The 13,259-nt window shown below is 42.2% G+C and carries 10 protein-coding genes and 2 tRNA genes; all 12 read right to left on the reverse strand.

The annotated features are described in order from the left end of the window. Positions 1 to 71 precede the first annotated feature (71 nt). The 12 genes from glgB to HMPREF1519_RS07855 all read right to left on the reverse strand — a co-directional run bounded on the left by glgB (position 72) and on the right by HMPREF1519_RS07855 (position 13,213). On the reverse strand, positions 72 to 1,952 hold the full coding sequence (gene glgB / locus HMPREF1519_RS07800; RefSeq protein ID WP_002884243.1) for a 1,4-alpha-glucan branching protein GlgB: 1,881 nt from the start codon (positions 1,950 to 1,952) through the stop codon (positions 72 to 74). Between the two features lie 169 nt (positions 1,953 to 2,121). Further along, positions 2,122 to 4,317: a type I pullulanase gene (gene pulA / locus HMPREF1519_RS07805; protein WP_002884663.1), complete on the reverse strand. Its 2,196-nt coding sequence runs from the start codon at positions 4,315 to 4,317 to the stop codon at positions 2,122 to 2,124. Between the two features lie 214 nt (positions 4,318 to 4,531). Further along, positions 4,532 to 6,946, reverse strand: coding sequence for a DNA translocase FtsK (locus HMPREF1519_RS07810; protein WP_037611814.1), 2,415 nt, complete (start codon positions 6,944 to 6,946; stop codon positions 4,532 to 4,534). Between the two features lie 82 nt (positions 6,947 to 7,028). After that, positions 7,029 to 8,027 (reverse strand): NAD(P)/FAD-dependent oxidoreductase, encoded by a 999-nt coding sequence (locus HMPREF1519_RS07815; protein ID WP_022495776.1) that lies wholly within the window; start codon positions 8,025 to 8,027, stop codon positions 7,029 to 7,031. A 1-nt stretch (position 8,028) separates the two neighbouring features. Further along, complete coding sequence (trmD, locus tag HMPREF1519_RS07820) at positions 8,029 to 8,748, reverse strand: tRNA (guanosine(37)-N1)-methyltransferase TrmD (RefSeq protein WP_002886864.1); 720 nt, start codon at positions 8,746 to 8,748, stop codon at positions 8,029 to 8,031. Beyond that, complete coding sequence (gene rimM / locus HMPREF1519_RS07825) at positions 8,738 to 9,256, reverse strand: ribosome maturation factor RimM (protein WP_002884411.1); 519 nt, start codon at positions 9,254 to 9,256, stop codon at positions 8,738 to 8,740. The genes trmD and rimM overlap by 11 nt, the downstream gene beginning before the upstream one ends. Before the next feature lie 220 nt (positions 9,257 to 9,476). Further along, positions 9,477 to 9,548, reverse strand: a tRNA-Glu gene (locus HMPREF1519_RS07830). A 29-nt stretch (positions 9,549 to 9,577) separates the two neighbouring features. Further along, positions 9,578 to 9,649: transfer RNA gene (locus HMPREF1519_RS07835), tRNA-Gln, on the reverse strand. Between the two features lie 302 nt (positions 9,650 to 9,951). Further along, a complete protein-coding gene (locus HMPREF1519_RS07840; RefSeq protein WP_022496266.1) occupies positions 9,952 to 10,596 on the reverse strand; it encodes a response regulator transcription factor in 645 nt (214 codons plus the stop codon). Then, entirely contained in the window at positions 10,586 to 11,596 is a 1,011-nt protein-coding gene (locus HMPREF1519_RS07845) for a sensor histidine kinase (protein ID WP_013990239.1), read from the reverse strand. Before HMPREF1519_RS07845 ends, HMPREF1519_RS07840 begins: the two co-directional genes overlap by 11 nt. Further along, positions 11,593 to 12,291, reverse strand: a complete 699-nt coding sequence (gene liaF, locus HMPREF1519_RS07850; protein WP_022496267.1) for a cell wall-active antibiotics response protein LiaF — start codon at positions 12,289 to 12,291, stop codon at positions 11,593 to 11,595. The genes HMPREF1519_RS07845 and liaF overlap by 4 nt, the downstream gene beginning before the upstream one ends. A gap of 163 nt (positions 12,292 to 12,454) precedes the next feature. Next, entirely contained in the window at positions 12,455 to 13,213 is a 759-nt protein-coding gene (locus HMPREF1519_RS07855) for a potassium channel family protein (protein WP_002884314.1), read from the reverse strand. Positions 13,214 to 13,259 lie beyond the last annotated feature (46 nt).

A 13,259-nucleotide genomic window follows, 5' to 3' on the forward strand; every position in this document is an offset into this window, starting at 1 on the left:
GCTTCTTTCAACCGTGACTTCCTTGCTATCACCTCTGAAAAACAAATCGTGTACACGTTTAAGTCTACCCTTTATTTCAGGCGACGTTTCACACGCCAGATACTTGCTCCTAGAGCAGGTAGGGTGAAGCTAAGGGTATTTTCATAGTCCTTCCACTTCGCCTTTTGAGTACGGGTTTCAGGATTTCCTTTTTTCCAAACGCCACCGAATTCTTCCATCTCAGTGTTAAGCACTTCTTGGTAGATACCAGCTACTGGCAATCCAATTGTGAAGTTTTGTCGTTCCACTGGAGCTAAGTTGAAGACACAGACGAGGAAGTCACCCTTATCGCCTTTATCATCCTTACGAATGAAGGAAAGAACACTTTCAGCACGGTTATCCGCATCGATAATTTCAATACCATCGTAAGAATCATCAATCTGCCAGAGAGATTTATGGTCCTTGTAGAAAGCATTCATATGGCTAGTAAAGGCCTGCATCTTCTGGTTCATCTCATCTTCAAGATTACCCCATTCGAGTTGATAATCAAACTTCCACTCCAAGAATTGACCAAACTCAGAACCCATAAAGAGCAATTTCTTACCTGGGTGACAGAGTTGGTAAGCATAGAGGTTACGAAGACCAGCAAACTGATTATAGCGGTCACCCCACATCTTATGCATCATGCTCTTCTTACCATGAACCACTTCATCATGTGAGAAAGGTAGAACATAGTTTTCATTGAAGCAATACATGAAACTGAAGGTCATCAGATTGAAGTCATACTGACGGTAAACTGGATCTTCTGCGTAGAATTTGAGGATATCGTTCATCCAACCCATATTCCATTTGAAGTCGAAACCTAGACCACCTTCTTCAATCGGTTGTGTGATTGGCGTTGCCGCAGTTGATTCTTCCGCAATCATCATGACATCTGGATAACGGTTTTTAATTTCACGATTGAGCTTTTGAAGGAAGCCGTAACCTTCCAAGTTACGATTACCACCATCCTTATTAGGCATCCATGGACCTTCATCATAGTCCAAATAGAGCATGTTAGATACTGCATCCACTCGGATACCATCGATATGATAATTTTCAATCCAGTAAAGAGCACTTGAAATAAGGAAAGACTGAACTTGATTTTTTCCTAAGTCAAAGTTAAGTGCGCCCCAACGATAGTTATGAGCTCGATCATGATCCTGATATTCGAAAGTTGGTGTACCATCGAAGTAGGCCAAAGCATCGTCATTCTGTGTATAGTGACCTGGGACCCAGTCTACCAAGACACCGATATTATTCTGGTGACATGCTTCTACGAAATCTTGAAATTCTTCTGGTGTGCCATAGGTATGCTCAAAAGCAAAGTAACCCATAAGCTGGTAACCCCAACTCATCCCAAGAGGATGAGCCATGAGTGGCATGAATTCCACGTGGGTATAGTTCATCTCAACCAAATATGGAATCAACTCTTCTTTCAATTCTTTGAAAGTATAAGGTTGACCATCCTCTTTTAGTTTCCAAGATGATGCATGAGCTTCATAGATATTAACCGGACGTTTTTGGAAACCAAAGCGTTTACGACGACCCATCCAAAGGCCATCCTTCCACTTCTTAGTTTTCTTCTTACGAATCACAGCTCCTGTTCCAGGACGAGGCTCTAAGTAAGTCGCAAAAGGATCCATCTTTTCGACGACTTGACCTCCCTTACGTTTCACCAAGAACTTATAGAGTTGTCCTTCTTGAGGGAGAGCTGAAGTTGCCTCCCAAACACCGATATGGTTTTTGGTCATATCCAGAGGTTCATCAAACCAACCTGTGAAATCTCCAATTACCTGAATCTGCTCAGCATGAGGGGCCCACACACGGAAGATAAAACCTTCTTCTCCCTCTAATTCATGCACACCCAAATAATTCTGAAGGTGGAAGTTCTCACCTGTTCCAAATGTGTACATGGCTTCATCGAGATTCATACCATCACTCCTTTCTTAAACTAGCCTTGATAGTTCTAACTATCAAGAAATTAAAACATTGAAATATATGCAAATACACTAGAAAACCCTTCAGACCGATAGGGCTTACAAGTAAACAAAACCACTTATGTAAGCGTTTACTGTATTATAACATTTTTTGATATTCTTGTCAGTAAATCTCCAAATCTTTTTTCATATTGTTGAATACCAAAGTTTCACGTAATTTTCCTGAGATGTGCAATTCAACAATACCTGAATCGTACTCCGCTTTTGCGACATAGAGGTTATCGTAAATATCTGCATATGAACGATATGAAAATTCTTGTACGGTTTGCTTACGCTCAATTAATTTGGCAACTTTAGCAACCAAGTCTTTCTTAAGAGTCACTTGATTCCAATCCACCTGATTAACCTCATCAGGGGCATTGTAGCTATTCATGGCACGCTTAACATCTGCTTCCGTGTAATTGCCATCTTCGCCTGTAGCAACCATCTTAGTGCGCTGGAATTCTTGTCCCAATTGCATGAAACACATTCCCTGCATAGTCAGATTGAGGGCATTAGCCAAGTAGATACGTTTTTCAATATCCTCTGGCGAATCATGTGGATGCAAATGATGCATCAAATCATTCAAATTGTAGTTGTCATGCGCTTCGATATAGTTGAGGACCTGACCTGGCATGAGGTAGTTTACAAAACCACGGCTTCCAAGCAGACTCTTGGCAATCTGGTCTTCCAATGGTGCTCCAGACACATAGCCATTACTGATGTGTCCATAGACCTCTGCTCCCTTGACCGCGTCACGCGCATTGTCATTGAAAAATCCGATTCTAGGCATCAAGGCTGCATTATCCTTCTTGCCCTTTTGGTCTACAGGAAGTCCAATTCCCATGTCCCATCCTTCACCATAAAGAAGAATCCTAGAATCAATATCATCCATAGCCGAACGAATAGCATTCATCGTAGCAACATCATGCAAGCCCATGAGGTCAAAACGGAAACCATCCACTCCAAATTCTTCTGCCCAATAGGTTAAGGAATCAATCATATACTTACGGTACATTTCCTTTTCACTGGCTGTTTCATTTCCACAACCTGATCCATCTTGGAAAGACCCATTGTCATGCATACGGTAGTAATAAGCCGGCACAGATAGTTGGAAAGGAGAGCTGTAAGATGAGTAAGTATGGTTATAAACCACATCCATGATAACCCCCATTCCTGCCTCATGGTAGGCCTGAATCATTTTCTTAAGCTCTAAAATTGGTGCCACGGGATTCTTTTGATCAGCAGCAAACTGACGATCCGGAACATTGTAATTTTCAGGATCGTACCCCCAGTTGTAGAGAAGCTTCCCACCTTTATCGTAGGTTTTATGGTGATCAAAGACCGGTTGCAGTTGGACATAGTTGTAGCCCATACGTTTGAGGTAATCAAAACAAGTCACATCTCCATGGGCATTTCTAGTCCCTTTCTGACAAGCACCTAGATAGGTTCCTCTATAGGACTTCTTAACCCCAGACGTCTCTGAAATCGAGAAGTCACGGAGGTGCATTTCACAGATTACGGATGAGCAAGCATTTGCCTTACGCCAGCTCGCTTTTTGCTTAGTAACCTTTTCATACCCTCTTGGGACAAGTCTCTTAGGATTGACCACCAAACTTTTTTTATTATCTAAGCTAAGGGCAATACTGTAGGGGTCTCTTGTATCCTGATAGAAGCTTTCCTCATGATACACACGAAATTGGTAGGCTACCCCATCCAAATCCTTTTTGACAGTGGCACTCCAAACACCGTGAGTATTCATCTCATGACGGTCCTTATTGATACTGGTTCCTCGGCTCATCTTAATGATCTTAGGGTTTTTACTGCCCTTTTTAAAAAGCAAGAGCTTCACACGACGAGCTAGAGGTGACCAAAGGCGAAACTCTGTAGCCCCTTTTTCATACTTATGACCTAACCAACCTTGAAAGCCCCACTTCTGATCAAATTCCTGTCTACGAAGTGCCATATCAAAGGCATGCTGGTCACGACCTTCGAAACTATGGCTAGTCAAGGCTGCCTGTTTAGAATAATAAACAGTTGGATCACCTTCAACTATCCAAATAGCATTGGGAGCATCCCCTAGGAAGCGTCGGACACGGTAATCATGTGTTTGCCTCGACCAGTCTTCCGTTTTGACCAAAAGATTGACAGAATCAATAAAACGATTGGAGGGAGAAGTAACCTGACCAACAAGGCCAAAATCATCCTCACGTGAAAAATGGGCTTCTTCGCCCCAATAACCATCTAGCCACTTCCACATACTGTATCTGGAATAGTCGCCATGCATACTATGAAAATGAACGGTTAATAAATTGTCCATTTTTTACTCCTTAGTTTTTGTTACTCACTCTTTCTCCTATTATAGCAAAAATTGTTCGTTTTGTAAGCGTTCTTATGGAATATTTTGCAATTTTTTGGTCTATTTTGAACATAAAAAAAGAATGAGAAAATAAATGGCAAAACACTCATTTTTCTCATTTCTTTTGTCTATTTTAATTCTTTTAAAAACCAGGCTTGAGACTCTTTCCAGTTCATTATTCTTGAGTCATCAAAACCTTACGTGGTTTGGTACCTTCAGCTGGTCCGATAACGCCTGCTTCTTCCAACTCTTCCATCAAACGAGTGGCACGGTTGAAACCAACTGACAGACGACGTTGAATCATGGAAGCACTTGCTTTTTGTGTTTCAAGGACCAAAGCCTTGGCCTCTTCAAAGAGTGGGTCACCTTCTGAGCTACCACCATTGGCAGAGGAACCTCCACCAAAATCATTTTCAGAAACTTCACCAGGATCAAAGCTCTCATCATAGTCAGCTGAAGCCTGATCCTTGATAAAGGTCACAATACGTTCCACGTCATCATCAGAGATGAAGGAACCTTGTAGACGAACAGGGTGGTTCTCATCAATCGGTTTGAAAAGCATATCCCCACGTCCGAGTAGCTTTTCTGCCCCATTTTCATCTAAAATGGTACGACTATCTGTTCCCGAAGACACGGCGAAGGCCACACGAGATGGCACATTGGCCTTAATCAAACCAGAGATAACATCAACCGACGGACGTTGAGTGGCGAGAATCATGTGAATTCCCGCAGCACGCGCTTTTTGTCCTAGACGAATGATGGCATCTTCCACTTCCTTACTGGCTACCATCATCAAGTCAGCCAACTCATCGACGATAACCACAATTAAAGGTAAAGGAATCTGTTTCTCTTGCGATTGGGCATTCCAATCTTCAACCTTGGCATTATAGCCGGCGATATTACGCACACCAAACTTACTAAAGAGTTCGTAACGATTCTCCATCTCATCTACCACTTTTTGAAGAGCCTTGGCGGCCTTACGTGGATTGGTTACCACAGGGATAAGGAGATGGGGAATATCATTGTAAACTGAAAGTTCAACCATCTTTGGATCGACCATGAGGAACTTAACCTGGTCTGGACGTGCCTTCATAAGAATACTAGAGATAATACCGTTAACCGCAACCGATTTACCTGAACCTGTAGATCCAGCCACCAGCAAGTGAGGCATCCGACCCAAATCAAAGCTACGTGCTGAGCCGTCGACTGCCTTACCGAGAGGAACTTCCAAGAGTTTATTAGGATCCGTCTTGGACTGTTCCCAAAGCTCACGGAAGGATACGGTCGCAATCTCAGAATTAGGCACTTCGATACCGACCAAAGATTTCCCTGGAATAGGTGCCTCGATACGGACATCTTTTGCAGCTAGAGCCAGAGCTAAGTCATCAGCTAGGTTGGAAATGCGATTGACCCTGACCCCAACAGCGGGCTTGACCTCGTACTTGGTCACAGACGGTCCAATTTCAGCCCGTTCAACCTTAACATCAATGTTGAAACTCTTGAAGGTATCCTCAAGGATACGTATATTTTTACGAACAATGTTTTTCTCTTTAGATTGACTCTTAGGCTTGTCAGGTGCAAAGAGATCAATAGTAGGGAGCTTATACTGCAGGAGTTCCTTAGGTGTGAAATCAACTTCGACAGGTGCATCATCCCCCTCAACTACCATAGACTGAGGAAATTCCTCACTTGGCAAATCCTCTGGATAAGGTGCATAATCTTCTTGAAAATCTCCGTAATCCTCTGGAGGAAGACTGTCATAATAGTCCTCAGAGCTATAAGCACTGATTTCAGGCTCAGCTGCAAAAATCTCTGCTTCCTGTGGCAAGGCCTCTGCGGCATCCTCCAAGATTTCTCCTGTCTCCTCATCGACAGTCAAATCAGCCAGACGCTCGGACTCGGCACGTTCTTCTGCTTCACGTTCTTTCTGAGCCTGACGTTCTGCCTTCTTCTCCTGACGTTGAGCCGTCCGTTCCAAACGCTTCTCAGCCCCTTTCTGCCAAGCTTCCTTAGCATACTCCATGATATCCAAGACAACCCAAGGGCTAAGAATGAAAGCACCCAAGAAAATAATCAATACCCCAATCATGAAGCTACCAATATTTGAAAAGAGGAAGGAAATAGGCTGATACAAAAGAGCCCCTAGCATGCCACCACCCGCGAAACGAGCGACTTGCACACTCACAAGTTCCCCAAAAAGTAAGTCCTTGGTACCAGGGAAAATATCCAGACCGCTCATACGATCTAAACTAAAGAGATAAGCGTGAAACTCCAACAAGAGCCCCGCAAAGACCATCCAAAATCCTGTGACATAGTTACTGTGTTTACGTAACCATTTAAAGCCAAAGAGATAAACATAGATAGCAAAAATTAAAGGGTAAGCCATACTCCCCACAAATACGCGAAAGAGATTATAGAGGGTAACCCCAAAGAAACCCAATCGAAAGACTGGGAAAATTAAGACAAAGGCAAAAAAGAAGGTCCATAGCATTCGCTTAATCGCCTTCTGTCTGTCTAATTCTGCTTTTGTAAGACGCTTCTTACCGTTCTTAGAAGCCGCCCCTTTTTTCGTTTTTTTCGTTGTAGCCATAGGTGTATTATACCACGTTTTTATACATGAAAAAAGAGAGACAAATCTCTCCTGTGATTAAAGACAAAGTCTTCATTTGACATTATTCTTCAATTAATGATGTTGAGTGGACTGGACGATTCTTACCGTCTGGATCAATATATTGGATAGCTTGGTTGATAGCAATTGGGGCTTCACCCATTCCCACAGCAATCAAGTCAATCTTACCTTCATATGCTGCTGCATCACCGATAGCATAAACACCCTCTTGTGAGGTTTCAAATTGGGCATTAACAGTAACGCTAGAACGTTTATAGTCAACGTTCCAGTTACGAAGGTTCTTGTTGTTAGTTGAAAAACCAAAGCTAACGATGAGGGCATCAAGTGGCAATTCCACAACCTCATCTGACTTCACTTTTTGAACAGTCAAACTTTGGGCAAAACCATTTTCACCCTTGATTTCAAGTGGCACATAAGGTGTCATCACATTAACTGATGATTGATGAAGAAGCTCCACACTGTGCTCGTGGGCACGGAAGGCGTCACGACGGTGAATCAAAGTCACACTTTCAGCAATGCCATCCAAGTGATTTGCCCAGTCAACGGCTGAATCCCCACCACCAGCAATCACAACCTTCTTGCCAGCAAATTGATCGAGACTATGCACATTATAGAACAAGTTATTATCCGCATAATCATCCTCATTGTCCACACCCAAAGGACGTGGGGCGAAGGCACCATTTCCACAGGCAATGACGATAGCCTTAGACAAGTGTTGACCCTTGCTAGTAGCAATTGTGAAGATGCCATCTGTCTTTTCAAAGGTTTGAACTTCCTCTTTCAAATGAATGCTGACACGATCTTCAAAACGCTTAAGCTGAGTCAAGAGGTTTTCTGTCAATTCCGCACCTGTTGTTTGAGGAAAGGCTGGAATATCGTAGATTTTTTTCTCAGGGTAGAGAATGGCAGGCTGTCCACCAAGCTCTGACAGACTCTCAATAATATTAACAGTCATGCCACGTAGACCGGCATAAAAGGCAGCCCAAAGTCCTACTGGTCCACCACCAATAATGGTAATATCATAAATCTTTTCTTCTGACATTTTATTTTCCTTCTGCTTTTATCTCTTCTAAAATCTGACGTTCTTCATCCGTAAAATCATAGTTTTCCAAAAGATCTGGCCGACGCTCCCAGGTCTTACGCAAACTCTGCTCCATACGCCAACGTCGAATATTGACATGGTGGCCTGACAAGAGCACATCTGGCACCTTCATGCCACGAAACTCAGCTGGGCGAGTATACTGTGGAAACTCCAAGAGCCCTGATGAGAAACTATCATCCTTATGACTAGCTTCCTTACCCAAAACCTCAGGAATCAAGCGGACAGTAGCATCTACAATAGTCATAGCAGCTAGCTCTCCCCCAGTCAAGACAAAGTCTCCCAAGGAAATCTCGTCTGTCACCAAAGTTTTGATGCGCTCATCATAGCCCTCATAATGGCCACAAATAAAGACCAATTCCTCTTCTTGCGCCAATTCTTCTGCATAGGCCTGATCAAAGGTACGACCAGCAGGATCTAAGAGAATAACGCGAGGCTTAGTGACATTTAGCTTGTCAAAGGTATCAAAAATTGGCTGGGCACGAAGCAACATGCCTTGTCCGCCACCGTAAGGTTCGTCATCTACATGACGAGCCTTCTCCGCATTTTCACGGAAATTGTGATAGTTGATTTCTAGAAGCCCCTTATCCTTTGCCTTACCGACAATGGAATGCTCTAAGGGAGCAAACATATCTGGAAATAGGGTCAAGATATCAATCTTCATCGTCCAATCCTTCCATGAGCTCAACCTCAATACGACCAGCTGCAACATCAACATCAAGAACTACAGGTGGGATATATGGCAAGAGCAAATCTTTCTTGCCTTTACGTTTTACTACCCAAACATCATTAGCACCCGGTTGGAGAATCTCTTTGACCTGACCAATCAAAGTATCACCTTCATAAACATCAAGGCCTATGATCTCATGGTAGTAAAATTCCCCGTCATCAAGGTCTGTTAGATTTTCCTCAGCAATCTTAAGGCTACAACCTTTATACTTCTCTACATCATTGATATGGTAAAGTCCTTTAAACTTAACGATATCAAAGTTTTTATGCTTACGGTGACTCGCAATCTCGACATCCATGATGTAATTATCTTTGTCATCAAAAAGGGCTAGGACACTCTTCTTCTTAAAACGCTCATCCGCAAAATCTGTTACAGACAAAACACGAAGTTCACCCTGTAAGCCCTGTGTATTTACAATCTTTCCAACGTTATAGTATGTCATTGCATTTCCTTATTATCTGTTTTCTTATTCAAATAAAACCACGACTCGACCAAGGGCTTATCATCATATGACAGCCATCACAAAACAAAGTTTTTTCTTCGAGTCGAGGTCTCGTTATTTATGATTTTAAAGTGGTATAAAATGTCTGACCTAGGCCAGTCAACCCCTCTATTTTATCAAAAAGGACACAAAAAAACCAGCTTTCTCTAGCTGGTACTTATAGTCCGTACGGGATTCGAACCCGTGTTACCGCCGTGAAAAGGCGGTGTCTTAACCCCTTGACCAACGGACCATAATCTGTGTCTCTACCCTCAGGTAGAACTGGGGTAGCTGGATTCGAACCAACGCATGAGGGAGTCAAAGTCCCTTGCCTTACCGCTTGGCTATACCCCAAAAGACTCTTATTATTCTACAGAAAAACTAGTAGGCTGTCAACACTTTTTTAAAACTTTTTTTTAAAAAAGCAACCGGAAATACCGATTGCTAGGAGTTAGGAGATTTCATCATCTAAGCGAACTTAGATAGATGATATGAGGTCGCTTCAACCTCATATGAAAAAAGAAAAGTTTTAGGATGGTTTAATTATATGTTTTGCTAGAAATAAAGTCAAAGAATTTGACTCGCAAAATCCGACTTAGGGTTAAGAGTTATGATCCCCCTCCCTGACCCCTAGATAACAAGCTTAGTTGATAGCTTTATTCATCATCCTGCGAAACCAAATGATGTCTAAAAGCATAAACGACAGCCTGAGTACGGTCATCAACATTGAGTTTTCCAAGGATATTAGACACGTGAGTTTTAACGGTTTTCAACGAAATAAATAGCTCATTAGCAATGGTTTGATTGTCATACCCCTTAGCCAAAAGGGCCAAGATATCACGTTCACGTGCCGTCAAGTCATCGTGTAAGTCCGGATGACTATCATGGTATTTAATCTTATTGTCCACCTCAGTTTCGATAGCTTCTTCACCACGGTAAACCTTACGGATACTATTGAGAATCTCTGCCGCACTACTAGTTTTAAGCATATAGCCTTTAGCACCAGCTTCAATGACTGGGTAAATTTTTTCATTGTCCAAATAGCTAGTCAAAACCAAAATCTTGGCTTCAGGCCATTCTTTGAGCAATTCCAAAGTCGCTTGAACACCATCTAATTCAGGCATGACAAGATCCATAACGACGACATCCGGACGCAGTTCCAAGGCAAGATCGACACCCTCTCGACCATTCCCTGCCTCTCCAACTACTTCTATATCTCCTTGGAGATTCAAGAAACTCTTAAGGCCCAAACGGACCATCTCATGGTCATCGACCAAAATCACATTAATCTTATTCGACATTGTCTTCTCCTCTTAATATCGGCACACGGACATCAATAGACGTCCCCTTACCTTTAGCAGATAGGAACTGCACAGTTCCTGCCATTTCATCGACACGCTCTTGGATATTTTTCAAGCCATAACTCATCTCGTCAGTCGAAGCATTTAAGTCATAACCAACACCATTATCCAACATTTTCAATTGAATTTCCTGACTATTTTGATAGAGGTAAACCTCTATCTGGCTAGCCTTGGCGTGTTTAAGGGTATTAGAGATAAACTCTTGGGCAATCCTAAAGAGATTATTTTCAATACGCTTGGGCACTTTCTTAACCATATCCTTGTAGACGACATGGATATTGGATTTATCGGTTAATTCCTTAAGAATCATCTGCAAACCTTCTTGCAAGGTCTTGTTCTCAAGCTCTGTCGGGCGAAGATGCAAAAGTAAGACACGCATATCATTCTGAGCGTCCGTCAGCATGGCCTCAACCGCCTGGATCTGATTATGCAAATCTTCCTTACTTAGCTGGTCCGCCATCTGAGAGACACCAGATAGGATCATACTAGCCGCAAAAAGCTCCTGACTAACGGTATCGTGAAGGTCACGAGCAATACGTCCGCGCTCCTTCTTGATAATATCACGGCTTTGTAGAGCTTGGGCATTCTCAGTTTTCTGCAAGTCCTTAGTCAATTTACGCATCTTATGAGACAAGCGCATCATATTTTTGTCTAACTCAATATCTCCCTGACGTTTGACTGGTTGATTATTGATAATGCGGCGCAAATCCTGATTGACTGAACGCATACTGTTATCATTGGCAATGGCCCAGAGAATATAAAGCAAAATGAGCAAACTCAGAACCACAAAAACCATGTTAAAAAGGAAGTGGAAGGCCTGAGACAGATTGCCGAAAACCAGTGAAAAGTTGAGGTTAAAGCTATCCATCACTACAAGGGTAACACCAACCAAAACTACAACCGAATAAATCAGGATTAAAAATAGGTACTGTTTCTTCATTTGCGACGTACCTCCACTGGTCCAGCTCCCACATTGAGAATCAATTTAACCGTCCGATGGGCATGCTCATACTCTGCCCCCTGCAAGGTCAAGCTTTCATAACGGAGATCGTATTCATCTTCATTAAAGAAGGTGACAGAGCTATAGATTGCCGATATGTTGAGTTTAACGGAAACATCAATTGGTACCAAGATAGTCGTCGGTCCATAGAGTTTCTGCAAAATCACGACATTATCTCGCCCCGAGATGATAACCTGGGTCAAATCAATCACATCTGTCCCAAAGAAACGGATGATATTGATATCATCAAAGTCATAACGATCACTGACAGGTTCCATTCGAGTCCCAATCCACTGGTTTCGCACAGCCTGAGGATCCAAGTCGTCTTCCTTGAATTGAATGAGAGCGTAACGATTCTTTTTCTTGACCTGTGAAAAATGGTTAATCATGACATAGGCCACACCCACCAAAATAGCAAGAACCACATAGATATTCCACATGGAAACCAGAAAAAGTGATATCAAACTGATAGTCAAAACAAAGTCACTCTTGGATTCCTTGTTAAAAAAGCGAACGGCCAACAAGGTCAAGACCAAAATGAAAATAAAACTGGTAATATCATTATTAAAGATGGTAATCAGGCCCAGAGTCAAAAGCAGGGCTTCCACCACTAAGAAAAAATTAAATTTGGTCATAAGGACCTCTCAAATAAAAGTATACAGGGTTCATTCTATCAAATTTTAAGGCAATTGACAAAAAGACCCAGTTTGAGCACCGACTAACCAAGATAGAAAAGGGGCAGCAGAATTCAAAAAAAGTGCCTCCATTATAGGAAACACTGTCTTTCATTCAAAAATCTTAATCGTCAGTTTCGTCCATTTTACTATTTATGAGTTGCACCGTACTTCTGATTTCCTCCAGTATGACACGCTGCTCTGCCAACTCCTTCTCAATCTCAGCTAATTTCCGTTCAGTCTGACGACCTGACCGCACAAAAATATTATTGAGTGAGCTGGTTAATAACCCTAGAGTGGCAATCCCACTAAACATAAGAACAACCGCAACGGCCTTACCTACCAATGTTCGAGGAACGATATCTCCATAACCTACCGTAGTAACTGTTGCTACAGACCACCAAATAGCATCTATAAAATTATGGTGCTCTACTCTAGCAATAATAGCACTACTGATAAGGATGATAATGCTATTAACCGAAAGCAGAAAATAAAAGCCATTTCTGCGATTAATGCGATTGGAAATGTGCTTGAGCTTACTACTCAAACCAATTAAGCGAGAGAGTTTGGCCAAACGAGCAAAGCGTCCCACCCTTGAAAAACGGAGGAAGGTAAAGACTTCATTGTAGGGAATAATAGCCAACAAGTCTAATACATGCGTTTTAACAAAAATTCGCTTACGAGGTGCCAAGGAGAAACGAATCGCATAATCAATGGCAAAGATGAGCGTTATAGACTGATCTATCACTCTGAAAGGTCGCCTTCCAATTGAAATTAATCCAACCAAATCAAAGATAACCAAGCCAATGGAAATCAGGGCCAGGACCGTCATGACGATATCGTAGGTAATGATATACCTTCTCAGTTTTCTACGGTTTCTCATAGCGTCTCTCCTATATGTGATGTCTTCATTATAAAAGAATCTCTGA

Origin of the sequence: Streptococcus sp. SR4 (assembly GCF_000517725.1) — a bacterium.
GTDB classification, from domain to species: domain Bacteria; phylum Bacillota; class Bacilli; order Lactobacillales; family Streptococcaceae; genus Streptococcus; species Streptococcus salivarius_F.